Here is a 24,233-nt window from a genome sequence, read left to right as displayed (position 1 = left end):
GAGGTCGCTCATGCCCAAGAAGCCCGCGCCGTCGCAAGCGTCGCCGTCCCCCGCATCTGCTTCAAGCGCTACTTCCCGCTCTGCATCTCCCATTGAATCCGCCTCATCCTCCGGCGCTGCCGGTGCGCATGAAACCGGGGCACCGCTCGTCATCGCCCGCAACGACCAGCACCTGCTCGGCCTGCTGCCCGCCATGGGCAACCGCCATGGCTTGATCACCGGCGCGACCGGCACGGGCAAGACCGTCACGCTGCAAGTCATGGCGCAGGCGTTCTCCGATATCGGCGTGCCCGTGTTTCTCGCCGACGTGAAGGGCGATCTCACAGGCATCACGCAACCGGGCGTGGAGACTCCCAAGCTCAAGGAGCGCATCGCCAATCTGGGCTTCGATACCCCCGACTGGCACGGCAGCCCCGCCATGCTGTGGGATGTGTTCGGCGAGCAGGGCCATCCGGTGCGTGCCACCGTCTCCGATCTCGGCCCGTTGCTGCTCGCACGCCTGTTGGGCCTGAACGAGACGCAGACTGGCGTGCTCAACCTCGTCTTCAAGATTGCCGACGACAATGGTCTGTTGCTGCTCGACAGCAAAGACCTGCGCGCGATGCTCCAGCACGTAGGCGAGAACGCGTCGAGCTTCACGACGCAGTACGGCAATATCTCGGCCGCGTCGGTCGGGGCCATTCAGCGCGGGTTGCTCGCGCTGGAGCAGCAGGGCGCCGACAAGTTCTTCGGCGAGCCGATGCTCAACATCGACGACTTCATGCAGACCGACGCGCAGGGGCGCGGCATCGTCAACATTCTCGCCGCCGACAAACTGCTCACCGCACCGCGCATCTACGGCACGTTCCTGCTGTGGCTGCTGGCCGAGTTGTTCGAGCGCCTGCCTGAAGTGGGCGACCCTGATAAGCCGAAGCTCGTGTTCTTCTTCGACGAGGCGCATCTGCTGTTCAACGAGGCCCCGAAGGCGCTGCTGGAGCGCATCGAGCAGATGGTTCGCCTGATCCGCTCGAAGGGCGTCGGTGTGTACTTTGTCACGCAGAATCCGGTCGATGTGCCCGACACCGTGCTCGGACAGTTGGGCAATCGCGTGCAGCATGCGTTGCGCGCCTATTCGCCGCGCGACCAGAAGGCTGTGAAGGTGGCTGCGCAGACGATGCGGGCGAACCCGTCGCTCGATATCGAGAAGGTCATTGGCGAGTTGGGCGTGGGCGAGGCCTTGGTGTCGCTGCTCGATGAAAAGGGACGCCCGACCGTGACAGAGCGTGCGTACATCGCGCCGCCCGCCTCACGCATCGGGCCGATCACGCCGCAGGAGCGCCAGGCGGTGATGGCGAACTCGCTGGTCGCGGGGGTGTACGAGACGGCGGTCGATCGCGAGTCGGCGTATGAAAAGCTTGTGGGCCGCACAGAGAGCCGCCAACCGGACGCGCCGGGCGGCGCAGCCTCGACGGGCGGAGAGTCGTCCGGTGGCGGGTTACTCGACGCAGTGAAGGATTCGCTTGGCGGTCTGCTGGGGGGGGGTAGCGGCGGCAGCGGCGGCAGTGGCGGCGCTCGCGGTTCAAGCCGCAAGGACACACCGATCGACGCCATGGTTAAGAGCACGGCCCGCACCATCGGCAGTCAGTTGGGACGCGAAATCGTACGTGGCGTCCTCGGCAGCATCTTCGGCGGCAATCGTCGCCGGTAGCCGTCACCGATTGCTACCCGGCCACTCGCGGGTGGCCCGCATCACCCTTTACAACAATAAGAATGAAGGAGTCTGCGCTTCCCGATGTCTCTGAAAACCTCACTTGACCCGGTGCGTACCGGGGTTGCCCACGATCCGTTGTGGCTGCGTGCCGCGCCGCTGATCTTCCTGTTCCTGTGGTCGGTCGGCTTCACGGTCGCCAAGATCGGCCTCGCGTATGCCGACCCGCTCACGTTCCTCGCGCTGCGTTACGGTCTCGTGCTGGTGCTGCTCGCGCCGCTGGCCATCGTGATGCGGCCGCCCTTGCCGAAGACCGCTGCGGCGTGGGGGCATCTCATCGTCATCGGCCTGCTGATTCAGGCGTTGTACTTCAGCATGACGTATCTCGCGCTGCGCATTGGCGTCTCGGCGGGCAGCGTGGCGCTGATTACGTCGCTGCAACCGATTCTTGTAGCGCTGGCGGTGCCGCATCTGGTCGGCGAGCGTGTGAGCGGGATGAACTGGATCGGTCTGGGGCTCGGGCTGGCAGGGGCGGCGCTGGTGATCGTGGCGCGCTCGGCGGTGGAGGCGACGTCGGCACTCGGCCTGCTGTTCACCTTCATCGCATTGGGCGCGATCACTTGCGGCACGCTGTATGAAAAGCGCTTCGGCGTCGGGCAGCACCCGATCACGTCCAACCTCGTGCAGTACGCCGTGGGCTTTGCCGCGACGCTGCCGCTCGCATGGTGGCTCGAACCGATGCATGTGTCGTGGACGTGGCAACTCAGCCTGTCCCTCGTCTACCTCGTCATCGGTAATTCGATCGTGGCCATCTCGTTGCTGCTGGCGATGATCCGGCGAGGCGAAGCGTCCCGCGTCTCGGCGTTGTTCTTTCTCGTGCCCCCCGCCGCCGCACTGGCCGCGTGGATCATGGTCGGGGAACACATGCCGCCACTCGCGTGGGGCGGGATGGTGCTCGCCGCCATCGGCGTGGCGATGGCGACGCGGCGCAAGGCGCGCTGACGCGGCACAAACAAAAAGGACGCGTGGCAGGGCCTACGCGTCCTTTTCTACAAGCGTCTTCAGCGACCAATGGCGGACGTCTCGTTCCGCCGCCGGTCGTTTTGCGGTGTACTCAGTTCTTCGTGCCGAACAGACGGTCACCGGCATCACCCAGACCCGGGATGATGTAGGCGTGGTCGTCCAGACGCTCGTCGAGCGACGCCACGTACAACTTCACGCCCGGGTGCGCGTCGTGCAGCACCTTCACGCCTTCCGGTGCGGCGACGAGTGCGAGGAAGGCAATGTTCTCTTCCTCGACACCGCGCTTGCGCAGCACATCCACCGCGTGCACGGCCGAGTAGCCGGTGGCGACCATCGGATCACACAAGATGAAACGGCGGTCGGCCACATCGGGCAGGCGCACCAGATATTCGACCGGACGGTGTTGCTCGTCGCGATACACGCCGATATGACCGACGCGTGCCGACGGCACCAGATCGAGCAGGCCGTCGCTCATGCCCACGCCTGCGCGCAGCACCGGCACGATGGCCAGCTTCTTGCCCGCGATGACCGGGGCGTCCATGGTGACCATCGGCGTCTCGATCGACTCGGTCGTAAGCGGCAGGTCGCGCGTGATTTCATAGCCCATGAGCAAGGTGATCTCGCGCAGCAGGCCACGGAACGTGCGCGTCGAGGTTTCCTTGTCGCGCATGTGCGAGAGCTTGTGCTGGATCAGCGGGTGATCGCAGATGAAGAGATTCGGGAAGCGATTGTCTTGTTTCATGGCAGCATTCTGAGGCAGGGCCGGTGTGGCCCGCATGGCCGCGATTTTAGCCGATGCCGGCTACGGCGGTCCGGCTTTCGACACCGCGCGCCCAAAATGCGGCCCATCACGCCGCCCATCACGCCGCGCGTCAGCGGCTATCTCCCGATTCCCTTAGAATCGCTGCAAGACGGCTCACAGGGCCGTATTTCCACGAATTCTCGACTGACTTGGAAGGTTGAACCATGGATCTGGGAATCAAGGGCCGCACGGCGCTGGTGTGCGGTGCGAGCAAGGGACTGGGGCGCGCTTGCGCTCAGGCGCTGGCCGAAGCGGGTGCCGACGTGGTGATCGTCGCGCGCACGGCGGCGGCACTCAATGAAGCGGCGGATGCGATCCGCGCCTCGACGGGCGTGAAGGTGACCGCCGTCGCCTGCGACATCACGACGCCGGAAGGCCGTGCACAGGCGCTCGCCGCGTGTGCGCAACCCGACATTCTCGTGACCAACGCGGGCGGCCCGCCGCCGGGCGATTTTCGGGAATGGCAACGCGACGACTGGATTCGCGCGCTCGACGCCAACATGCTCACCCCGATCGAACTGATCAAGGCGACCGTCGACGGCATGATCGGCCGCCGTTTTGGCCGCATCGTGAACATCACGTCGTCGGCCGTGAAGGCGCCGATCGACATTCTGGGCCTCTCGAACGGTGCCCGCTCGGGCCTGACGGGCTTTGTGGCCGGCCTGTCGCGCACGACCGTCGCCCATAACGTCACGATCAACAATCTGCTGCCGGGGGCGTTCGACACCGACCGTCTGGCCGGCACGATGAAAGCGTGGGCGGACAAGAGCGGCCAGTCGGTCGACGAAGCCCGTGCCAAGCGTGCCGCCGCGATTCCCGCGCGCCGCTTCGGCCAGCCGGACGAATTCGGCGCGACGTGCGCGTTCCTTTGCAGCGCGCAGGCCGGGTACATCACCGGGCAAAACGTGTTGATCGACGGCGGCGCTTATCCCGGTACTTTCTAGGCCGGCACTTTCTAGGCAGAGACTTCCCACATGACTGTAACCACCGTCACGAGCGCCCCGAAGGTGCGCATCGCCCTCATCGCGCACGACAAGAAGAAAGATGAAATTCTGGCCGTCGCGCGCGACTACGTGGACGTGCTGCGCCAGTGCGACCTCGTCGCCACCGGCACCACGGGCGGGCGCATCGCCACGGAGCTGGGCCTCGACGTGGAGCGCAAGCTCTCCGGCCCGCATGGCGGCGACCTGCAAATCGGCGCCCAACTGGCCGAAGGCCGCATCGACATGGTGCTGTTTCTGCGCGATCCGATGACGCCCCAGCCGCACGAACCCGATATCAATGCGCTCGTGCGCGCCTGCGACGTGCATAACGTGCCGTGCGCGACCAATAGCTCGACAGCGCGCTTGCTGCTGGAGCAGTTGATCATTCGTCTTGCGGCCCAGCCGAAGGCGCTGGCGACCTGATCGTCAGGCGCTCGGCAGGCAACCGATATCCCCAGAAAAAACCCCCGAATCATCAAGGAGCGAGGATGACAAAAGCGATCCGCATCGAAACGAATGGCGGTCCGGAAGTGATGCAGTACGTGGACGTGCAAGTCGGCGAGCCGGGCCCGGGTGAGGCGCGCGTGCGTCACAACGCGGTCGGGTTGAACTACATCGACGTGTATTTCCGCACCGGTCTGTATCCGCAGCCGCTGCCCGCCGGTCTTGGCATGGAAGCCTCTGGCGTGGTCGAAGCCGTGGGCGAAGGCGTCACCCACGTGAAGCCGGGCGACCGTGTGGCGTACGCCAGCCGCCCGTGCGGTGCTTACTCGCAGGCGCGTGTGATGCCGGCCGCACCGCTCGTGCGTCTGCCCGACGCCATCACCGACGATCAGGCCGCCGCCATGATGCTGCAAGGCATGACGGCGCAATACCTGCTGCGTCGCACGTATCCGGTGAAAGCGGGCGACACGATCCTGATTCATGCGGCCGCCGGCGGCGTGGGGCTGATTGTGTGCCAGTGGGCCAAGGCGCTCGGCGCAACGGTCATCGGCACGGTCGGCTCCGACGAGAAGGCCGCGCTGGTACGTCAGCACGGCTGCGATCACCCGATCGTCTACACGCGCGAGAACTTTGTCGAGCGCGTGAAGGACATCACGGGCGGCGAAGGCGTGCCGGTGGTGTACGACTCGATCGGCAAAGACACTTTCATCGGTTCGCTCGACTGTCTGCGTCCGCTTGGCACGATGGTGAACTTCGGGAATGCCTCGGGCCCGGTGACGCAGATCAGCACGGCCGATCTGGTCTCGCGCGGCTCGCTCTTCTTCACGCGTCCGACCTTGTTCAACTACACGGCCAAGCGTGCAGATCTGGAAGCGACGGCCAACGAGTTGTTCGATGTAGTCGCCAAGGGCACCGTGAAGATCGAAGTCAATCAGCGTTATGCGCTGGCTGACGTCGCTCAGGCGCATCGTGATCTCGAAGCGCGCAAGACGACGGGCTCGACGCTGCTGATGCCGTAATCGGGGCCTCCGGCCTTCGTGCAGAAAAGAAAAGGGACGCCACTGGCGTCCCTTTTTCGGTGGCGTTGGTGTCGCCGCCGCAGCCGCCGTTCAGGCGCGTTGCGTGAAGATATGCGCGCGGGCGTCCTCGCGTACGTCGACGGGCAGGCGCCCGACCAGCCAGTGCACCACCATGCCGATGATCACCACGTCGTCGAGCAGGCCAAAAACCGGCACAAAGTCGGGAATCAGGTCGAACGGGCTGAGCAGATAGACGACCAGTGCCGCCACGGCGGGCAGCAGCCAGCGCGGCCGGCGCGGGTCGCGCACGGCGTGCCAAAGGATACGGAAATCGTGGCGCGCCACTTGCCACAGACGCAGAAAACGTTTCACTTGCAGACTCCCAAAACAAACGTCAAGACAGTGTGGTTATGCAGAAAGGCATGCTTAACCGACGCAAATGTCTAAAACGTCGTATAACATCGTTCAAAGTATTGAGAATGATACGCGCAAGTGACATGGCTTGCCGATAGGCATGGACACGCACTACGCGTTACAAAAGACTTCGACATCGCTGCAACGCAACGGTTTCATCGCGCGGTAGTGTCTGCCGGGCAAGTGAGGAAACGGCAGCTTTCGCGATTGCGGCGTAACAGGGGCGGCGGGATAATTTGCCAATCGCCGTGGTCTACCCCTTTTTTCCCTCCTAGCGGACGCATCCAACGCCACTATGACCGACGCTCAAGATCCGAAATCGCCGCAACAGCCCCCCAAGCCCGAGCTCGACGCGAACAAGAGCGCAGCCAAACCCGCAACACCCGCCACCCCGGAAACCTCATCGAGCGCCTCGACGACCTCCACCGAGTACGTTGAAGGTGCGACACCGGCCTCGCCGCGTGCGACCGGCAAACCGGTGGGCGGCACGGCAGAAGGTTCTGCCGACATGCCACCCAACCCCGACACGCTGACCCGTCCGGTGCATCAATCGGAGCCGGGCGCCTCTGCCGATGCGCGGGCCGAACCGCCATCGCCGCCGGCCACGACAGCTAGCGTGGCCGTAACACCTGCCGCCACGCAGACTACGCCGCCGACAACCCCTGCGGCGCCTGCCGCCGGCCAGCAGCCGATTGCTGAAGTGGCATCCGATCGCAATCCGATCGGTGCGCCGGTTGCCGCGTCGCGCGAAGACGTCAAGGCCGCCGGTGTGGGCAGCGCTGGCGGGACCATCGGTACCGGCACTGGTGCGACGTCTGCCTCGTCGGGCGGTGCGGGCGGTGCGGGTGCCTCAGGAGGTTCAGGCGACTCAGGCGGCTCAGGTGGCTCAGGTGTTTCAGGCGGCTCAGGTGGCTCAGGCGGCGGCGAACCGCCCCATCAACCCGCGTTTGGCGGCAGCGCGCCGCGCCCCGGCAGCCCTGCATCGATGGGCGGTGCGCCGTCTTACCTGCAAGCGGGCGATTCGCCGTGGTCGGTCTTGCGACGCATCATGGGCGCACGTTTTCGCGCGTGGTACGACCGCGCCGGTCAGCGCATCACGCAGCGCACATTGAAGATCGGCATTTCCGCGCGGATCTTCCATCCGGAGCCCGGCAACAAGGGCCTGCGCAGCAAAACGCTGCAATACCTCGAAGAATCGATCGCGCACTGGGTGATGTCGCGCGACGTGCTGGTGTTCATGATTCCGACGGTCGATACGCAAGGCCAGCTTCACCCGAGCCATATCCGCCTGCACGATTACGCCAAGCATCTTGACGGTCTGGTGTTGCAGGGCGGGGCGGACGTTGCGCCGCTCACGTATTCGGAAGTCGCTACGCGCCACGAATGGCAGGGCGACCGTATGCGCGACATGTACGAACTGGAACTGCTGCACGAGTTTGTCGAGCAAGGAAAGCCGATTCTCGGCGTCTGCCGTGGCTGCCAACTGATCAACGTGGCGTTCGGCGGCACCTTGCATCAGGACATCGCCACCGATTTGCCGGAAGCGATTCCTCACGTGACGGAAACGTACGAGCACAATCGCCACACGTTGACCTTCCCCGAAGGCTCATCGCTGGCGCAAATGCTCGGCCCGGTCGATGTGCCCATCGTGAATTCGATTCACCACCAGTCGGTGAAGACGCTGGGGCGCGATCTGAGTGTGGAAGCGATGTGTGCGGAAGATGGCGTGGTGGAGGCCATTCGCTATCGCAAGGCGCCGTTCGTGATGGGCCTGCAATGGCACCCGGAGTTTCACCGCGCGGGTGGTCCGGAGTTTTTGGATTGCACGCCGGTGCTCGATAACTTCCTGCGTGCCGCGCGTGAGACGCGCTTCTGATGCTTTGCTAATGCACTGAATCGCACTGAATCCCCATCAGTGCCGCAATAGAAAAAGGGCAGCCGAGGCTGCCCTTTTTCATGTCGAGAGCACTGCGATACTGCCGGCAGCGCTCTGTCCGCGTCGATTAGAAGCGGTGACGGATGCCCGTGCCCACAACAGTTTGCGAGCTGGTCGACGACATACCGCCGGCAGCGCCGACACCAGCTTGCAAGCCCGTGCCTTCGTTGTCGGAGATGTGTTGGTACGAACCGGTCAGGTACACGTCGGTGCGCTTCGACAGACGGTAGTCAGCTTGCAGCGTAACGGTGTGGAACTTCGGCTTCTGATCCGTCGAATCTTGCTTGGCCATCGTGTACGTGTACGCGGCCGACAGCGAGACTGCCGGGGTCAGCATGTAGCGACCGTTGATTTCGAAGTTGTCGAACTTCAGACCGTCGTTGTTGAACGACACAGCCGTGCTGTTGTAGTTCAGGCCCGACAGACCTTGCAGTTGCGTGTGGGTGTACACCAGGCCGACCGTAGCCGGGCCGAAGGCGTAGTTACCACCGATACCCCAGACGCGTTGCTTCTGCGACTGGAACACCGAGTCACCGCCGTTCGACGTGTCGACAGCGCCCGAACCGTTGTTGTTACCCGGATTGCCTTGGCGTTCCAAGTAAGCAGCAGCCACCGTCAGCGGGCCGTTTGCGTAGTTCACGCCGGCGCTGAATGCACGGTTGTTGGCGAAGTCGCCAGCCTTGTTCGAGAAGCCATACAGGCCGCCGAAGGTCAGGCCGTTGTAGTTGGCGCTCGAGTACTTGACCGAGTTGTTCACACGGAACGAGTTGTTCGTGTTGTCGTTATCGTACGGGTGCGAAGCGATCGTGCCGCCGAACGACGAACCGTTCAGGGTCAGCGGTGCCAGGTAGTCAACCAGCGAGTCGTATTGACGACCGATCGTCACAGCGCCGAACTTGTCGTTCTGCAGGCCGACGAAGGCTTGACGACCGAACATACGGCCGTTTTGGCCCGACTGACCGTTGTTGATCGAGAAACCGTTTTCCAATACGAAGATGGCCTTGTTACCGCCACCCAGGTCTTCCGAGCCCTTCAGGCCCCAACGGCTGCCGTTGATCAGGCCGCTCGTTGCGCGGAAGTTCTTCGAACCCGAAGCCGCCGACGTGGTGGAGTTGCTCGTGTAAGCAACGCCAGCATCGATCAAGCCGTACAGCGTGACGCTGCTTTGAGCATGCGCGGCGGTCGCCGAGAACGCGCCGACAACGGCTGCGGCAAGAAGAGTTTTTTTCATGGTTTAAGCTCCAGTAACGTGACACGAATCGCAGAATTCGCGTGAAAACAGAACGCGGCGAAACAGAACATGTCGAGGTGACGGTTTGTCATTCGCGGACCCGATCAGGTATCGGCACTGTTCTGCTGACAGGGGGCAGTGTATGAGTGGGCATCACTCCCGCCTATTTCAGAATCCGCAAGAATCTATTTCACTTCTGAAAAGAATCACGTCGATGCGTCCTAAAGCGTTGTGTGGCAAGGGATTCGCTTGATTAAGCCTAGGCGAGAAATGGCAATGCAAGCGGTGTGTGTTGCGCTCGGGACACAGTGTGGCGGGGGTGATGAGGCGGCTGCGAAGCGTTGCCAGCACTGGATTTGCGCGCGACACGCGTGATTTGAATTGGTTCCCGCGCTGCGAATTCATGTCGAAGTGTCGACTTGCGCGAGTGGTGCATGGCACTGAAATCGAACGCAATGACGTCAAGAATGAAGTCGTGATGCCGTTCAGCGATTCGCGATATTCGGCCGGTAGAAATCAGACAGTCGAGCGTGTCGCGTGACGGAAAAAACCGGCGGCAAATTGGTTCGCCGATGGGGTCACGACAGCGCGCTGTCATTCTCGTGTCATCGAAGCACGCAAGTGCGACAAATCAAGCGCGTGTGATGCGACAATTCCTAGATGTATGTGAGCGCGATTTCGCACGTCGTCAAAAAAGCCCTTTGTTTATGGGGTTTTACAGACTATTGCGAGTCGACAAATAAATCATTGCGCCGAATGATGAGAATGTTTCGCGGGGCCGCACCTATACTACGTTCCGCGAGAAGTAGACTTTTGCGTTGAGTGAAAAGTCTCCAAACCTTGGCGCGGCCTCATCGGCCGCGCTTTTTTTTTGCCTGCATTTTCGTCACATGCTTTTGTCACGCGTAATGGCCTGACGTCAGCGCGTCGGCGCAATCGCGCACATGCGGAATGCTCAGTTGCTTGAGCTTGCGATACAGCGATGCGCGGCAAAAACCGAGCGTGCGCGCCGCCGCAGAAATGTTCCAGCGATGCTGCGCGAGTGCCTGCAAGATGCGTTCACGTTCCTGCATACGAGGCGCATCGTGCTCGGTCGCGGCGATCGTTGCCGTCGCTGCGATGCTCGATGACGCACTCTGCGCGGAGGCCGCACGCGTGACAGCCGACATCGAAGCCGTCATCGGCATCGGCAATACAGCCGCCTCTCGCAACGGCAAATCGTGTGCGCTCATGGTCGAATGGCGTGACGCCATCGCCGCTGCCGCCAACTCTGGCGGCAGATCGTCCACCCGCATCACATTCCCATTCATCACCGCGCACGCATAGCGCAGTGCCGCGCGCATCTGCCGCAAGTTACCGGGCCATGCATACGAAAGCAGACGCGTCATGGCGTCCGCCGACACACGTCCGAGGGCTTGATCCATGCGCGTGCCGGGCCACTCGTCGCAGAGCATGCGGGCAATGAGTTCGGGCTTATCGTCGCGCTCGTGCAGCGTGGGGAGCGTCAACACACCCACGGCGACGCGGTAATACAAATCTTCGCGGAACTTGCCTTGCGCCACGGCACTCGCGAGATCCTGATGGGTCGCACAAATCAACTGCACGTCGACCGGAATGGCACGGCTCGCGCCCAGCGGCGTGACTTCGCGTTCCGACAGCACACGCAACAATCGCGTTTGCAGGGCGTAGGGCATATCGCCGATTTCATCGAGAAAGAGCGTGCCGCCGTCCGCTTGTTGCAGTTTGCCCTTCATGCCACCGGGCAACGCGCCCGAGAACGCCCCGCGTTGGTAGCCAAACAGTTCGCTCTCGACCAGATGTTCGGGAATCGATGCCGTGTTGATCGCGACGAACGCTTGTGCGCGCCGTTCGCTGTACGCGTGCAGTGCACGGGCGAGAAACTCTTTACCCGTTCCGGTCTCACCGAGAATCAGTACCGGCAGTCCGCGATCGACGAAGCGTTTGCCGCGCGCGAGCAGATCGCGCATGCGGGCGTCGGTGCCGCTGAGGTCGTCGATGGCGAGGTAATCGGGGCGCATCTGGCGCTGGGCCGCCGTGGCAGGTGCGGGCGCCATGGCGGGGTGTGCGAGGGGGGCGAGTGCTGCGACGTTGCTGAAGGCGGCGGACGTACCGAGGGGGGCGACTGTGCCAAGTGTTCCTAGGTTGCCGAGGGGGCCAAGCGATCCGACAGGTCGAGCGGGGGCGTTCGCTACAGCGAGGTGAGCGGGCATGACTGTCTCCTTCTCGTATCGTTACGAAAGGTCGCCGTCGGTGGCTTTTGGCCTGGCGTTTCCTCACGTCTCTTTATTTTGCGTCTCGCTCGGGTGGCGACCGCAAATGGAGCATACGACCGCCCAGTCATAACATCCAATACAATATTGGTGCGCTATTAATACCTCTGGGGTATCAGATGATCGAGCTGCGCCATTTCCAGTATTTCGTCGTGTTGGCCGAAACCTTGCACTTCGGCCGCGCGGCGCAGCAATTACATATCTCGCAGCCGCCGCTCTCGCGGCAGATTGCCTTGATGGAAGCCGAGCTGGGCGTGCAGCTGTTCGAGCGCACGCGGCGGAGCGTGCGCCTGACCCGTGCCGGTGCGCGCTTCTATCAGGATGCGGTGGAAATTCTCAACTCGGTCGACCGGGCCAAACGCAACGTGGTGGCGGCCAGCCGGGGGAGGATGGGGCGATCACCGTGGGTTTCATGATGTCCTCGGCCTACAACATCTTGCCGGCGCTCACGCGCACTTACGCTGCGGCGTATCCGCGCGTCGACATGAAGCTGGCCGAAGCCCTGCCCAATCTGCTGGCCGAGTCGGTGCGCGCCGGCCGTATCGACGTGGGCATCATGTACCGTCCGGAAGATTTGACCGGGCTGGATTCGGCGACGGTGTTTCGCGAAGAGATGGTGGCGGTGATACCGCGCACGCACGCACTTGCCGACGTGGGCGTGCTCGACGCCACCCAACTGGCGGAAGAGTCGTTCGTGAGCATTCCGCGCGAGATTGCCCCGTTGGTCTACGACCTGATCGTCACGCATTGCCGGCGCGCGGGCTTCGCGCCGCATATCCGGCTCGAAACCAACCTTCAGCAGACGATTATCAATTTGGTGGGGGAGGGGCTGGGCGTGGCGATGGTGCCGATGTCGATGAGCAGCGCGAGCGCGTCGGGCACTGCGGTGTTCAAGCCCTTGCGCAATGCGCCCGTGGCGGAGGTGGCGCTACTGTGGAGTCGCGACAACCACAACCCGTGTGTTGCCACGTTTGTTGAAAATGCCCAGCGCGCGTGGCGCGAAATGCAGCGCGTGCCGGGCGCGCGGGTGGTGCCCGATCTGCCGGACACCCTCCTGCGCTGATGCTCGATGCCGATTCCGGTTTAGCGGTTTAGATTTCCAGAATCCCGGCAGCCACGAAGCCGCCGTCGACCGGCAGGATGTGCCCGGTCACATACGATGCATCGTCCGATGCGAGGAAGCTCACCGCCCCGGCGATCTCTTCCGGCTGGCCGTAGCGGCCCAGCGGCGTGGTTTCCGTGTAGTGCTGGCGCGAGATATCCGAGTGCAGCACCTTCGTTAGCGGCGTGTCGATCGGGCCCGGCGCGACGCCATTGGCCGTAATGCCGAACGGAGCGAGCTCGATGGCCATCTGACGCGTGAGGCCGATCACGGCCGCCTTCGACGTGCCATAAGCGGTGCGCCCCGCGCTCGCGAGAATGCCCGCCACCGAGGCCAGATTGACGATGCGCCCCCAGCGTTGCTCGCGCATCAGGCGGGCGGCGTGTTGCCCGCACAGCAGCGTGCCGGTCAGGTTGACGGCCATTACCTGATGCCAGTGATCCAGCGGGTATTCGAGAAACGGAAACGTCTTGGCGATGCCTGCGTTATTAACCAGCACGTCGCAACGGCCGTGCTTCTGCGCCACTTGCCGGAACCCCTCGGCAATGGACGCTTCCTCACCCACATTCATCTTGAGTGCCCACGCGTTGCCGCCTGCCGCCCGCAACTTGCTTGCCGTCTCGTTCGCGACTTCCTCGTTCAGATCGGCGACCACGACCGTCATGCCGTCTTTGACCAGCCGCTCGCAAATGGCTGCACCGATACCCATTCCACCGCCCGTCACAACTGCTACTTTCTCGGTCATGCTATGGACTCCTAAATTTATTTCGATTTACAGCGCGGGCTCCACCGCCAGCAGTGAGGCGGAGTCCGTTAGTTACCCAGCGAAAATTCGAACCGTTGCAACGGTGGCGTCAGGCGGGCGGTCATCAACGACCCGCTGACCTGACGCCGCGCCGCTTACTTCAGGAAGCCGATAGAGATCCACGGCACGAAGACCACGATCAGCAGCGCGATGAGCAGCGCGCCCATGTAGGTCCACATGCGGTTGAACACCTTGTCGGGCGACGTCTTGCCGATGGCGCACGCGGCGTAGAACCCCACACCGAGCGGCGGCGCGAACAGGCCCATGCCCATCGACAGGATGACGACCATCGCGTAGTGCACGTCGTGAATGCCCAGCGAGCGGGCCACAGGGAACAGCAGCGGCCCGAACAGCACGATGGCCGGAATGCCTTCGAGCACACTGCCCAGCACGATGAACACCACCATCGAGATCAGCAGAAAGCCGACCTGTCCGCCCGGTACGCCGTGCATCAGGCCGACCAGCTTGGCCGAGAAACCCGACTGCGTCAGTGCCCACGCCATGGCGGTGGCCATGCCAATGATCAGCAGAATCGCACCGGAGAGTGCGGCGGTTTCCGTGAGCAGCGGGTAGAGGCGTTTGAAGTTCAGATGCTTCTTGAACGCGTGCACGATCAGGCCGATCACGATCGTGTAGGCGATGCCGACCGTCGAGACTTCCGTGGCCGTGGCAGCACCTTCGATCACGGCCGTGCGGATCAGGATCGGCAGGGCAAGCGCCGGCAGCGCGATGATGAACGTCTTGCCGATCACGCCCCACGGTGCGCGGCGGGCCGCGCTCGGCGCTTCCTTGCGCGAGCGGGTGAAGCACACCACCACGATGGCGAGCGTCGCGATCACCGCCGGCAGCAGGCCGCCAACGAAGAGCGCGGTAATCGACACACCGCACACCGCGCCGATGGTGATCAGCACGAGACTCGGTGGAATCGTCTCCGTCATCGCGCCTGTCGAGGACAGCAGCGCGACGAGGTCTTCCGGTTTCGAGCCACGGCGTTGCATTTCGGGGAACAGCGCCGGGGCAACGGCGGCCATGTCGGCAGCCTTCGACCCGGAGATGCCCGAGACGAGGAACATCGCGCCGAGCAGCACATATTGCAGACCGCCGCGCACGTGACCGAGCAGCGATGCCATGAACTCGATCAGGCTGCGCGCCAGCCCGCTCATTTCGATCAGGGCACCGAGCAGTACGAAGAGCGGCACCGACAGCAGGATCAGGCCCGACATGCCCTCATCCATGCGGCTCACGACGATCTGCAACGGGGCATCCGTCACGAGCGCGAGATAGCCGAGCGTGGCCGTCCCGAACGCAAACGCAATCGGAATGCCGCCCGCGACACAGACGCCCACGATCAGCACGAAGAACACGAGCAGGTTGTAGTTGCCCATCGCGATCAGCGCCGGGCGGCCGAGCCACAGTGCCGCACCGAGCGCGGCGACGACCAGCACGCCCAGCCCGAACTGGCGCATCGTGGAGCAGCGCGCCATGCGCGAGATTGCGGCAAGCAGCATGAGCGCCGCACCGACCGGCAGTGCTGCGGCGCGCAGACCATCGGGAATTTCGAGCGCGGGCGTGGTGATGTCCATCTGCTCGATGGCATGCGTGTACGCCGGCATGATGATGAGTGCCACGAACACGCAGACCGTGAGCGCGGCCATCGTCTGAAACCAGTCACGCCACGCAGCAGGAAGCTTGTTGACGATGGCGGACAGGCGCATGTGCTCACCGCGATCGAGCGCGATGACCGCGCCGAGCATCGATAGCCAGATAAACAGGATTTGCGCCAGTTCATCCGACCAGGTGAGCGGATTGTCGAACCCGTAGCGCGAGATTACGCCCGCGAGCAGGATGAGAGTCTCCGCCACGACCAGCAGCACGGCAACCGCCTCGGTGACTTTCATCACCGCGCGGTTGACGTGGCAGAAGAGGCGGGCGAGCGCGTGCGTGGGCTCGGCCGTCATCGTCAACGTTTCCATTTACGCGAGCTTCCCGGTGTACTTTTCGAGCATGGCCCAGGCTTCGTCGCCGAACTTCTTGTGCCATTCCGTGTAGAAGCCCGCTGCGCGCAGCTTGTCGCGGAACTGTTCGTTGTTCGGTGCGTTGAACACGAGACCCTTTTGCTTGAGCTCGACCATCACGCCGTCGTTGAGCTTCTTCACGTCGTCGCGCTGCACCAGTGCGGCGGCGTTCACGTTGGCGGTAATGATGTCCTGCAAGTCTTTCGGAATCTTGTCCCACTTCTGCTTGTTGGCGAGGAACCAGAAGCCATCCCACATGTGGTTCGTCATCGATACGTACTTCTGCACCTCGTACAGCTTGGCCGTGGTGAGCAGGGCGAGCGGGTTTTCCTGCGCTTCGACGATCTTCGTTTGCAGCGCCGAATAGACTTCGGAGAAGTTGATCGACGTGGGCGACGAATCGAACGCGCGGAACATCGACGTCCACAGCGGGCTCGTCGGCACGCGAATCTTCAGGCCCTTGAGGTCAGCGGGCGAGTTGATCGGGCGGTTGCTCGTCGTGATCTGGCGATAGCCGTTCTCCCAGATCTTGTCGAACGCGAAGACCGTGGTCTTGGCGATCTGCCCGCGCACGTGGGCACCGAGATCGCCGTCCATGGCGGCCCATACCTGGCCGTAGTCCTTGAATGCGAAACCCACGCCCGAGATTTGCGCCGACGGCACGAGCGTGCCGAGAATCAGCGGCGAGAGTGTGAAGAAGTCGATGGCGCCCGAGCGAATCTGGCTCAGCATGTCGCTATCGGTGCCGAGCTGGTTGTTCGGGTAGATCTGGAAGTCCACGCGGCCTTTCGACTGATCCGCGATCTTCTGCGCCATCTCCTTGGCGCGGATGTTCATCGGGTGGCTGATCGGCAGGTTGTTGGCGAACTTCAGCGTGATTTCGGCGGCATGCGCCTGCGTTTGGTACAACCCCGTGGCGGCAGCGGCCGATGAGGCGGCCACGACTTTGATGAAGTGGCGACGATCCATGGTGCTCATACTGCATGTCTCCTTGATTTATAGGTTTGGTGACTGCGTCTGAAGCGGGACGGGTCAGGCGTGTTGCCCTGCAACCTTCCTGCCAACTCGGAACGCGGGCTCACAAGTGGCTTGGCTATCTTACGCAAATCGAATGCCAGTTCGACGCCCTGACGGGAAAACCCTTACGTTGTTAAACATCCACGCAATCTCAACGTCATCTCAGCGGCATCCCAATAGGCCCGCGCAACGGCTTTTGTCTGGTGGAACAGGCGGATAGCGCACCATGACGGGCGTGCCGGGGCAGGGAATCGACGGCCAGCGGGCGTGCGACACCTGTCGCATGGCGCGGCGGCCCGTGCGACAACTGTCTCGTGTGAATGTCGCCGCCGGTGAGACACCTGTCGCAGTCGGGTCACCGCCTGCCTCCCTTGGTGAGCCATGCTGCGCCACAGCAAATTCGTTTCATGCGCCAAGCTTTCGAATTCACTTGATGCGCTTAGGAGTCCCGCTTTACGCTTACGTCAATTGCGCGCACGCCATAAGCGTGTGTCCGGACGGCGGGGCGAATCTTCTGCGAATCGCTCCACCGTCTTGCCGCGCAATCGGCTTTCGATGCCGTGGCGATCATGAACCGCGCGAATCTGGCATCGAAATTGCTCACCGGAGTCTGGATCACCCCAATTTTCCGGAGAAACTTCATGGTTGCTGCATGCCTTACCGGCTGGGCCCACTCCCAGTTCGGCAAACTCGATAACGTCGACGCCGAAGTTCTGCTGGCCCAAGTCGCGCAAGCCGCGCTCGATGATGCGGGCCTCGCGCCCGAGCAGATCGATTCGATTCATGTCGGCACTTTCAATGGCGGTTTCCTGTATCAGGACTTCCCGTCGTCGCTCGTCTTCAACAACATTCCCGGCCTGCGCTTCAAACCCGCCACGCGTTACGAAAACGCTTGCGCGACGGGTTCGGCTGCCGTGCACGGCGGGCTGCAATCGATCGAAGCCGGCAAGGCGACGCACGTGCTCGTGATCGGCTTCGAGAAGATGACCGAGCTCGCCACGCCGCAGGTCGGCGAAGTGCTGCTCAAGTGTTCGTATGCGCGTGAAGAAGCCGGCATTCCGGGCGGTTTCGCCGGTGTGTTCGGCACCATTGCGCAGCAGTACTTCGACCGCTACGGCGACCAGTCCGACGCGCTCGCGCGCATCGCGGCGAAGAACCATCGCAACGGCACGGACAATCCGTACGCGCACATGCGTCGCGACTTCGGCTACGACTTCTGCCGCAACGTCTCCGACAAGAACCCGTTTGTGGCGGGTCCGCTCAAGCGCACCGATTGCTCGATGGTCTCCGACGGCGCTGCCGCACTGGTGATCTCGAAGGCCGACGTTGCCCGCACCATGCCGAAGGCCGTGGGCTTCCGGGCGGCCGTGCAGGTCAACGACTACCTGCCGCTCTCGCGCCGCGACGCGCTCGCGTTCGAAGGCGGCCAGCATGCATGGCGTCAGGCGCTCGGCGTGGCCGGGGTGTCGCTCAAGGACCTGTCGCTGGTCGAGACGCACGACTGCTTCACCATCGCCGAGCTGATCGAGTACGAAGCCATGGGGCTGGCCAAGCCGGGTCAGGGCGCCAACGTCGTGGCCGAAGGGCTGACGGAAAAAGACGGCCTGCTGCCGGTCAACCCGTCGGGCGGCCTGAAGTCCAAGGGACATCCGGTCGGCGCCACGGGCGTCTCGATGCACGTGATGGCGGCGATGCAACTCACCGGTACGGCGGGCGGCATGCAGATTCCCAATGCCAAACTCGCGGGCGTGTTCAACATGGGCGGCGCCGCGGTGGCCAACTACGTGAGCATTCTCGAAGCGCGCTGACCGGCACGCGGCCCGAGGCCTGTTATTGGACGCCTATGCGCGCCGATGCAGGCCGGGCAAAGAAGACTAAGAGGAAAGCAGAGGAGACGAGCAAGATGCTCAAGAAGGTCATGAATCTCGGCCGCCTGTTGGCCGACGTTGCCCGGCGCCATCCGGACGAGGCGGGGTTGATCATCGGCGACAAGGTGACGACCTGGGGCGAGATCGACGCGCGCGTGAATGCCGTCGTCGATGCGCTGCGCAAGCTCGGTGTGGGCAAGGGCGACAAGCTGCTCGTGCATTCGCGCAACAACCTGCCGATCTTCGAGAGTGCGTGGATCGCGTTCAAACTTGGTGCGATCTGGGTGCCCACGAACTTCCGTATCACCGCACCTGAAGCCGCTTATCTAGGGCAGTCGAGCGGGGCCTGCGTGATGATCTACGACGCGGGCTTCGAAGGCCATGTCGACGCAGTGAAAGCGGCTTCGCCTGCGCTGCGCCACGTGATTGCATTGGGCACGCCGCGCGCTGGCGAGTTGCACTACGAGACGCTGGTCGCCGAGCACATGGGCGCGCCCGAGTTCGAGGAGGAAGTCGAGTACGAGGACCCGCTGTGGTTCTTCTATACATCGGGGACGACGGGGCACCCCAAGGCCGGTGTGCTCTCGCACGGGCAGATGGCGTTCGTCGTCACCAACCATCTGGCGGACCTGATGCCCGGCATCACGTATCGCAGCCGCTCGATGGTCGTCGCACCGCTTTCGCACGGTGCGGGCATTCACGCCATCGTCAACACGGCGCGCGGTGCCGCAAGCGTGCTGCTGCCGGGCGAGAAGATGGACGCCGCGCAGGTCTGGCAGGCGGTCGAGCGTCACCGCATCGACAACATGTTCACCGTACCGACCATCGTGAAGATGCTGGTCGAAGATCCATCCGTCGACGAATACGATCACAGCTCGCTGCGTTTTGTGATTTACGCGGGGGCGCCGATGTATCGCGCCGATCAGAAATACGCGCTGCAAAAGCTGGGCCGCGTGCTCGTGCAGTACTACGGTCTGGGCGAAGTGACGGGCAACATTACCGTACTGCCGCCGTGGTTGCATGGCGATGACGACGACGCACCCGATGCGCGCGTGGGCACGTGCGGTTTGCCGCGCACGGGCATGGAGGTGGCGATTCTCGACGAGCACGGCATGCGTCAGCCGCCGTTCGGTTCCGGCGAGATTTGCGTGCGTGGCCCGGCAGTGTTCATGGGCTATCACAACAACCCCGATGCCAACGCCAAGGCGTTCAAGAACGACTGGTTCCACACCGGCGATCTGGGTCATGTCGACGAGCAGGGGTTCCTGTACATCACGGGACGCGCGTCGGATATGTACATCTCGGGCGGCTCGAACGTGTATCCGCGCGAGATCGAAGAAGCGTTGCTCACGCACCCGGCGGTGTCGGAGTGCGCAGTGCTCGGCGTGCCCGACCCCAAGTGGGGTGAGAGCGGGCTGGCGGTCGTGGTGGCCCGCGAGGGGATGGCCGCGCAAGCCGACGAGTTGCTGGGACATCTCGAAGCGCGTATTGCCCGCTACAAGTGGCCGCGCCGCTTCGTGTTCTGGAATGCCATGCCCAAGTCGGGCTACGGCAAGATCGTGAAGAAGCAAATCAAGACGATGCTCGAAGAGCAAGGAGACTATCGACTATGAAACCTGCGCTTTCACGGATCTATCGGCATGCAGGCGCCCCCACGTTACCCCGTGTGGAAGACTGCGTGTTGAGCGGGCAGCACGAACTGCGCGTGACGATCCGGTCTGGTGCGAATCTTGGCGAGTCGTTACGCGCGGCGTTATCCCGCTATGCGTACGGCGGCGGCGTCGGCCGTTTTTGCGCGGGGACCGCGCGAGGTCTGCGGTATCACATGATTGAGAACACCGCAGATACAGAGCGCCCCTTCGGGTATGGGGCGCCGGTCGACGAAACCCGGGAAGTGGACCTGATCGGCGGTGCCATCACCGTGGGCCGAACGGCTGACGGTGCGACATTGCTGCATTGCCATGCGGGGTTTTCCGACCCTACGGGCAACTTGCACGGTGGCCATCTGATTCTCGATCACACGTGGGCCGGCGACGAGCCCGTGGTGATCCGCTTGTGCTTGTTCGAGCACGGCGGGTATGTGACCGCAGACGATGAGGAAACGCGCTTTCACTTGCTCCATCCCGTTGCCGGAGACCTCTCATGAGCGCAGCGCTCGATGTTCCCGTCGCCATAGAAAATGGCACGCTGGGCCGGTTGGTGGTGGCCCGTCTCAAACCGAATCAGGACCTGACCGAAAGCATCGAGGCGCTGTGTGCCGAGCATGCGATTTCGCGCGCCATCGTGCGCGGGGCGGTGGGCAGTCTGATCGATGCACGCCTCGCGTTTCGCGCGGGAGACGGCTGGCGCGAGCAACTCGTGCCGGGCCCGGGCGTGGAAATCCTCAACGTGTTCGGCGAAGTCGATGTGCGCACTGACCCCGCCGACTCGCTGCCGATGCTGCACGGCATGGTCGCGGACACCGAGGGGCGCATGTTCGCCGGGCGCTTTGTGCGCGGCGGCAACCTGTCGTTTATTACCATCGAAGTGACCCTGCAGGAGTGGTTGCCGGCGTCTTGACGGTGTGCGTGAGTCGGGATGTCGTGGCGGTTGCGACGGGGAGGGGAGTCTGCGGACTCCCCTTTTTCATGCGCCGACGCTATGCAGGAACGACTCGATGGCGGCCACCAGTGCCAGCGGCGTTTCGTTCATCGGGTAATGACCGGTGTTGGGCAGCACGTCGAGTGTGGCGAGTGGGTAGCGTCGCAGGTACGTGTCGCTCGCGAGCGTGGCGTTGAACGTTGGATCATGCTCACCGACGAGTACTTTCATGGGATGCACGCCGGTGATTTCGTGACGGAAGTCCGTGTCGGCCCAAGTGCGGAAGTAAGCCGCAAACGCTTCGGGCGATGCGGTGGATAGCGAGTAGGCCGCCTTCCAGTCGATCCAGCGCGACGGCAGCCGGTTACCGGTGCTTCGGTCGATGATCGTCTTGCGCAGTTCGATGTCATGCGCGGCGTTTTCAAACAGCGCTCGGCGTGTTGCATCGAACGGCACGCCGCCGCACGGCACCGGGGCGACGGGGATCAACGCTCGCACACGCTCGGGGGCGCGAGTGGCGATTCTCTCTATGGCCATCGCCCCCATGGAGTGGCCGACGAGGCTGAACGTCGCGATGCCGAGTGCGTCGGCGAGCGCGAGGGTGTCGCTGGCGATCTCGTCCATCGTGTATGTGCCGCTGACCTCGCGCATGCCGCCATAGCCGCGATAGTCCATGAAGACGTAGCTGAAGTCGTCTTGCGAGAGCCACGTCTCGATGGGCCCAAATGCGTGCGCATCGCCGAACCAGCCATGCAGAACAAAGACAGCGTGAGGGCCATTCCCCACGCGGTGGAACGTATTGGGCATATCGACTCCGGAGGTTGATCGTGGCGACGTGCGATGCACTGACGAGACAGGCATCGTAGCGGCGCGCTAGATTGCCCGCCGTCAACAGTGGGTCAATCGCTGTAGAATCCGGGCCATGCGAAATACTCTGCTCGATCCCTACGAAGCCTTGCCGCGCAACGTGGTCGTGACCACCAACGACTATGCGGCGGGATCGACGTTTCCCGAGCATGCGCACGGGCGAGGACAGTTCGCGTTCGCGTCGCGCGGCATGATTACGGTGGCTACACCACAGGGGCGCTGGTTCGTGCCACCGCAGCGCGCCTGTTGGGTACCGGCCGGCGTGCAGCACGAGATGACCATGAGCGGCCCGGTGACGATGCTCAACACCTTCGTTGCCAGCGACGCTGCCGAGGCGGCGGGGCTGCCCCGGCATTGCTGCGTTTTCGGGGTGTCGGCGTTGCTGCGGCAGTTGATGGATGAGGCAGTGGATTTGCCAGCGATGTATGACATCAGCGGGCGGGACGGCAAGCTCATGGACTTTCTCGTCTCGGAGATTGCCGCGATGCCGCGCCTTTCATTGCATGCGCCGATGCCGAGCGATCCGCGGCTGGTGGATGTGTGCCGGAACGTTTTTGCGGCACCGTCGATTGCGACCGATCTGGATGCGGTGGCGGATGCCGCGTCAATGAGTCGGCGCACATTTACTCGTCGGTTTCGCGAAGAGACCGGTGTGAGCTTTGCCGAATGGCGGCAGCAAGTGTGTTTGCTGGCGGCGATCGCACGCCTGAGTGAGGGGCAGCCTGTGACGCGTGTGGCGTTGGATCTGGGCTATGGCAGCCCGAGCGCCTTCACGTCGGCGTTTCGTCGCGTGCTGGGTGACGTGCCGAGCCGGTATCTGGAAGCGCGGGCTTAACTCTCAGCGGCCTTGAAAAGCAAACCGGGGCGCCCGTCTGCACGGAAGCCCCGGTGTATTTCAACGTCAAACGACGATGCTGTGTCGCGACGGCTTACGCGACGGTCGGTGTGACGAGTCCGTCGTCACGGAACATGTGCTTGATACCGCGCACTGCCTGACGAATACGCGATTCGTTTTCGATCAGTGCGAAGCGCACATACTCATCGCCGTACTCACCGAAGCCGATGCCGGGAGAGACGGACACCTTCGCCTGCGCCAGCAGCTTCTTCGCGAATTCCAACGACCCGAGCGCGCGATACGGCTCAGGAATGCGTGCCCAGATATACATTGACGCCTTCGGCAGATCCACTGCCCAGCCCGCTTCGATCAGGCCTTTGTAGAGCACGTCGCGGCGGCGTTGGTATTGCTCGCGAATCTCTTCCACGCATGTCTGATCGCCTTCGAGCGCAGCGATGGCGGCGACTTGCACTGGTGTGAATGTGCCGTAGTCGTGATAGCTCTTGATGCGCGCGAGGGCGGCGACCAGATCCGGATTGCCGACCATGAAGCCGATACGCCATCCGGCCATGTTGTAGCTCTTCGACAGTGTGAAGAACTCCACCGCAACGTCTTTCGCCCCCGGCACCTGCATGATCGAAGGCGCTTTGTAGCCGTCATAGACGATGTCGGCATAGGCCAGATCGTGCACCACGAGAATGTCGTGCTTGCGGGCGAGGTCGATCACGCGCTCGAAGAATTCGAGTTCGACGCACTGCGCGGTCGGATTAGACGGGAAGCCGAGAATCACCATCTTGGGCTTCGGATGGCTTTCGCGAATGCCGCGTTCGAGTTCGGTGAAGAAGTCGATGCCGGGCGTCATGGGCACGGAGCGGATGTTCGCCCCGGCGATGACGGCGCCGTAGATGTGAATCGGGTACGACGGGTTGGGCACCAGCACCGTATCGCCTTGGTCCAGCGTGGCGAGCATCAGGTGAGCGAGGCCTTCCTTCGAGCCGATCGTGACGATGGCTTCGCGCTCGGGGTCGAGTTCGACGTCGTAGCGATCTTTGTACCAGCGGGTGATGGCGCGACGCAGACGCGGGATGCCACGCGAAGTCGAGTAGCCGTGCGTGTCGGGGCGTTGCGAGACTTCGACGAGTTTGCTGACGATGTGCGGCGGGGTGGCCCCGTCGGGGTTGCCCATCGACAGGTCGATGATGTCTTCGCCACGACGGCGCGCCGCCATCTTGAGTTCGGCGGTAATGTTGAAGACGTACGGGGGAAGGCGATTGATGCGCGCAAAGCTGCGCGAGCTCTGGGAGCCTGACATGT

Annotated in this window: 22 protein-coding genes; 13 read left to right on the top strand and 9 right to left on the bottom strand. The window is 63.2% G+C overall.

The window, feature by feature from the left end; genetic code table 11:
• The first annotated feature begins 193 nt into the window (after nt 1–193).
• Both AT302_RS21205 and AT302_RS21200 read left to right on the top strand, forming a co-directional pair.
• Nucleotides 194–1,687 (top strand): helicase HerA-like domain-containing protein, encoded by a 1,494-nt coding sequence (locus AT302_RS21205; protein WP_058375715.1) that lies wholly within the window; start codon nt 194–196, stop codon nt 1,685–1,687.
• A gap of 84 nt (nt 1,688–1,771) precedes the next feature.
• Nucleotides 1,772–2,689: a DMT family transporter gene (locus AT302_RS21200; protein ID WP_058375714.1), complete on the top strand. Its 918-nt coding sequence runs from the start codon at nt 1,772–1,774 to the stop codon at nt 2,687–2,689.
• 112 nt (nt 2,690–2,801) lie between these two features.
• Here the strand turns inward: AT302_RS21200 and upp are convergent, their stop codons facing one another.
• Nucleotides 2,802–3,452, bottom strand: a complete 651-nt coding sequence (gene upp, locus AT302_RS21195) for a uracil phosphoribosyltransferase (RefSeq protein WP_058375713.1) — start codon at nt 3,450–3,452, stop codon at nt 2,802–2,804.
• A 224-nt stretch (nt 3,453–3,676) separates the two neighbouring features.
• On the opposite strand from upp, the gene AT302_RS21190 reads away from it, so the two are divergent.
• From AT302_RS21190 to AT302_RS21180, 3 genes are all read left to right on the top strand, one after another.
• Nucleotides 3,677–4,456, top strand: coding sequence for an SDR family oxidoreductase (locus tag AT302_RS21190; protein WP_058375712.1), 780 nt, complete (start codon nt 3,677–3,679; stop codon nt 4,454–4,456).
• A 30-nt stretch (nt 4,457–4,486) separates the two neighbouring features.
• Nucleotides 4,487–4,918 carry a methylglyoxal synthase gene (locus tag AT302_RS21185; protein ID WP_058375711.1) on the top strand — a complete coding sequence of 144 codons (432 nt, stop codon included), beginning with the start codon at nt 4,487–4,489 and terminating at the stop codon, nt 4,916–4,918.
• A 65-nt stretch (nt 4,919–4,983) separates the two neighbouring features.
• Complete coding sequence (locus AT302_RS21180; RefSeq protein ID WP_058375710.1) at nt 4,984–5,958, top strand: quinone oxidoreductase family protein; 975 nt, start codon at nt 4,984–4,986, stop codon at nt 5,956–5,958.
• Between the two features lie 90 nt (nt 5,959–6,048).
• On the opposite strand, the gene AT302_RS21175 is transcribed toward AT302_RS21180, so the two are convergent.
• The gene (locus AT302_RS21175) at nt 6,049–6,330 is read right to left on the bottom strand and encodes a YkvA family protein (RefSeq protein ID WP_058375709.1); all 282 of its coding nucleotides are present in this window, start codon (nt 6,328–6,330) and stop codon (nt 6,049–6,051) included.
• A 550-nt stretch (nt 6,331–6,880) separates the two neighbouring features.
• Here AT302_RS21175 and AT302_RS21170 point away from each other — a divergent pair.
• Nucleotides 6,881–8,248 (top strand): gamma-glutamyl-gamma-aminobutyrate hydrolase family protein, encoded by a 1,368-nt coding sequence (locus AT302_RS21170; protein ID WP_064675127.1) that lies wholly within the window; start codon nt 6,881–6,883, stop codon nt 8,246–8,248.
• 127 nt (nt 8,249–8,375) lie between these two features.
• Here AT302_RS21170 and AT302_RS21165 read toward each other — a convergent pair whose 3' ends face one another.
• Nucleotides 8,376–9,539: a porin gene (locus AT302_RS21165; RefSeq protein ID WP_058375708.1), complete on the bottom strand. Its 1,164-nt coding sequence runs from the start codon at nt 9,537–9,539 to the stop codon at nt 8,376–8,378.
• Between the two features lie 899 nt (nt 9,540–10,438).
• Nucleotides 10,439–11,614, bottom strand: coding sequence for a sigma-54 interaction domain-containing protein (locus AT302_RS21155; protein WP_058375706.1), 1,176 nt, complete (start codon nt 11,612–11,614; stop codon nt 10,439–10,441).
• 335 nt (nt 11,615–11,949) lie between these two features.
• On the opposite strand from AT302_RS21155, the gene AT302_RS28370 reads away from it, so the two are divergent.
• Together AT302_RS28370 and AT302_RS21150 are read left to right on the top strand one after the other, a co-directional pair.
• Nucleotides 11,950–12,246, top strand: coding sequence for a LysR family transcriptional regulator (locus AT302_RS28370; RefSeq protein ID WP_322788716.1), 297 nt, complete (start codon nt 11,950–11,952; stop codon nt 12,244–12,246).
• On the top strand, nt 12,243–12,893 hold the full coding sequence (locus AT302_RS21150; protein WP_322788715.1) for a LysR family substrate-binding domain-containing protein: 651 nt from the start codon (nt 12,243–12,245) through the stop codon (nt 12,891–12,893). The genes AT302_RS28370 and AT302_RS21150 overlap by 4 nt, the downstream gene beginning before the upstream one ends.
• Before the next feature lie 28 nt (nt 12,894–12,921).
• On the opposite strand, the gene AT302_RS21145 is transcribed toward AT302_RS21150, so the two are convergent.
• The 3 genes from AT302_RS21145 to AT302_RS21135 all read right to left on the bottom strand — a co-directional run bounded on the left by AT302_RS21145 (nt 12,922) and on the right by AT302_RS21135 (nt 16,730).
• Nucleotides 12,922–13,677: an SDR family NAD(P)-dependent oxidoreductase gene (locus tag AT302_RS21145; RefSeq protein ID WP_058375705.1), complete on the bottom strand. Its 756-nt coding sequence runs from the start codon at nt 13,675–13,677 to the stop codon at nt 12,922–12,924.
• Nucleotides 13,678–13,832: 155 nt separating this feature from the next.
• Entirely contained in the window at nt 13,833–15,695 is a 1,863-nt protein-coding gene (locus AT302_RS21140; RefSeq protein ID WP_058379828.1) for a TRAP transporter large permease, read from the bottom strand.
• A 15-nt stretch (nt 15,696–15,710) separates the two neighbouring features.
• Nucleotides 15,711–16,730 (bottom strand): TRAP transporter substrate-binding protein, encoded by a 1,020-nt coding sequence (locus AT302_RS21135; RefSeq protein ID WP_058375704.1) that lies wholly within the window; start codon nt 16,728–16,730, stop codon nt 15,711–15,713.
• A gap of 680 nt (nt 16,731–17,410) precedes the next feature.
• Here AT302_RS21135 and AT302_RS21125 point away from each other — a divergent pair.
• The 4 genes from AT302_RS21125 (at nt 17,411) to AT302_RS21110 (ending at nt 21,196) form a co-directional block, all read left to right on the top strand.
• Complete coding sequence (locus tag AT302_RS21125) at nt 17,411–18,577, top strand: acetyl-CoA acetyltransferase (protein WP_058375702.1); 1,167 nt, start codon at nt 17,411–17,413, stop codon at nt 18,575–18,577.
• Nucleotides 18,578–18,672: 95 nt separating this feature from the next.
• Complete coding sequence (locus AT302_RS21120; RefSeq protein ID WP_237171983.1) at nt 18,673–20,250, top strand: acyl-CoA synthetase; 1,578 nt, start codon at nt 18,673–18,675, stop codon at nt 20,248–20,250.
• The gene (locus tag AT302_RS21115) at nt 20,247–20,783 is read left to right on the top strand and encodes a PPC domain-containing DNA-binding protein (protein ID WP_058375700.1); all 537 of its coding nucleotides are present in this window, start codon (nt 20,247–20,249) and stop codon (nt 20,781–20,783) included. Before AT302_RS21120 ends, AT302_RS21115 begins: the two co-directional genes overlap by 4 nt.
• Entirely contained in the window at nt 20,780–21,196 is a 417-nt protein-coding gene (locus tag AT302_RS21110; RefSeq protein ID WP_058375699.1) for a PPC domain-containing DNA-binding protein, read from the top strand. The genes AT302_RS21115 and AT302_RS21110 overlap by 4 nt, the downstream gene beginning before the upstream one ends.
• Before the next feature lie 66 nt (nt 21,197–21,262).
• Here the strand turns inward: AT302_RS21110 and AT302_RS21105 are convergent, their stop codons facing one another.
• Entirely contained in the window at nt 21,263–22,024 is a 762-nt protein-coding gene (locus AT302_RS21105) for an alpha/beta fold hydrolase (protein WP_058375698.1), read from the bottom strand.
• A 115-nt stretch (nt 22,025–22,139) separates the two neighbouring features.
• On the opposite strand from AT302_RS21105, the gene AT302_RS21100 reads away from it, so the two are divergent.
• Complete coding sequence (locus AT302_RS21100; protein WP_058375697.1) at nt 22,140–22,919, top strand: AraC family transcriptional regulator; 780 nt, start codon at nt 22,140–22,142, stop codon at nt 22,917–22,919.
• A gap of 94 nt (nt 22,920–23,013) precedes the next feature.
• Here the strand turns inward: AT302_RS21100 and alaC are convergent, their stop codons facing one another.
• Nucleotides 23,014–24,231, bottom strand: coding sequence for an alanine transaminase (alaC, locus tag AT302_RS21095; RefSeq protein WP_058375696.1), 1,218 nt, complete (start codon nt 24,229–24,231; stop codon nt 23,014–23,016).
• Nucleotides 24,232–24,233 lie beyond the last annotated feature (2 nt).

Source organism: Pandoraea norimbergensis, assembly GCF_001465545.3.
Lineage (GTDB): Bacteria > Pseudomonadota > Gammaproteobacteria > Burkholderiales > Burkholderiaceae > Pandoraea > Pandoraea norimbergensis.
Note: the sequence above shows the minus strand (reverse complement) of the source record. Positions and strands in the feature narration are given on the sequence as shown.

Bases quoted from the DNA above. Each gene is read 5' to 3' on its own strand.
- AT302_RS21205 (WP_058375715.1), top strand. From the start codon at position 194: ATGGGCAACCGCCATGGCTTGATCACCGGCGCGACCGGCACGGGCAAG.
- AT302_RS21200 (WP_058375714.1), top strand. From the start codon at position 1,772: ATGTCTCTGAAAACCTCACTTGACCCGGTGCGTACCGGGGTTGCCCAC.
- upp (WP_058375713.1), bottom strand. From the start codon at position 3,452: ATGAAACAAGACAATCGCTTCCCGAATCTCTTCATCTGCGATCACCCG.
- AT302_RS21190 (WP_058375712.1), top strand. From the start codon at position 3,677: ATGGATCTGGGAATCAAGGGCCGCACGGCGCTGGTGTGCGGTGCGAGC.
- AT302_RS21185 (WP_058375711.1), top strand. From the start codon at position 4,487: ATGACTGTAACCACCGTCACGAGCGCCCCGAAGGTGCGCATCGCCCTC.
- AT302_RS21180 (WP_058375710.1), top strand. From the start codon at position 4,984: ATGACAAAAGCGATCCGCATCGAAACGAATGGCGGTCCGGAAGTGATG.
- AT302_RS21170 (WP_064675127.1), top strand. From the start codon at position 6,881: ATGCCACCCAACCCCGACACGCTGACCCGTCCGGTGCATCAATCGGAG.
- AT302_RS21165 (WP_058375708.1), bottom strand. From the start codon at position 9,539: ATGAAAAAAACTCTTCTTGCCGCAGCCGTTGTCGGCGCGTTCTCGGCG.
- AT302_RS21155 (WP_058375706.1), bottom strand. From the start codon at position 11,614: ATGGCGCCCGCACCTGCCACGGCGGCCCAGCGCCAGATGCGCCCCGAT.
- AT302_RS28370 (WP_322788716.1), top strand. From the start codon at position 11,950: ATGATCGAGCTGCGCCATTTCCAGTATTTCGTCGTGTTGGCCGAAACC.
- AT302_RS21150 (WP_322788715.1), top strand. From the start codon at position 12,243: ATGATGTCCTCGGCCTACAACATCTTGCCGGCGCTCACGCGCACTTAC.
- AT302_RS21145 (WP_058375705.1), bottom strand. From the start codon at position 13,677: ATGACCGAGAAAGTAGCAGTTGTGACGGGCGGTGGAATGGGTATCGGT.
- AT302_RS21140 (WP_058379828.1), bottom strand. From the start codon at position 15,695: ATGACGGCCGAGCCCACGCACGCGCTCGCCCGCCTCTTCTGCCACGTC.
- AT302_RS21135 (WP_058375704.1), bottom strand. From the start codon at position 16,730: ATGAGCACCATGGATCGTCGCCACTTCATCAAAGTCGTGGCCGCCTCA.
- AT302_RS21125 (WP_058375702.1), top strand. From the start codon at position 17,411: ATGGTTGCTGCATGCCTTACCGGCTGGGCCCACTCCCAGTTCGGCAAA.
- AT302_RS21120 (WP_237171983.1), top strand. From the start codon at position 18,673: ATGCTCAAGAAGGTCATGAATCTCGGCCGCCTGTTGGCCGACGTTGCC.
- AT302_RS21115 (WP_058375700.1), top strand. From the start codon at position 20,247: ATGAAACCTGCGCTTTCACGGATCTATCGGCATGCAGGCGCCCCCACG.
- AT302_RS21110 (WP_058375699.1), top strand. From the start codon at position 20,780: ATGAGCGCAGCGCTCGATGTTCCCGTCGCCATAGAAAATGGCACGCTG.
- AT302_RS21105 (WP_058375698.1), bottom strand. From the start codon at position 22,024: ATGCCCAATACGTTCCACCGCGTGGGGAATGGCCCTCACGCTGTCTTT.
- AT302_RS21100 (WP_058375697.1), top strand. From the start codon at position 22,140: ATGCGAAATACTCTGCTCGATCCCTACGAAGCCTTGCCGCGCAACGTG.
- alaC (WP_058375696.1), bottom strand. From the start codon at position 24,231: ATGTCAGGCTCCCAGAGCTCGCGCAGCTTTGCGCGCATCAATCGCCTT.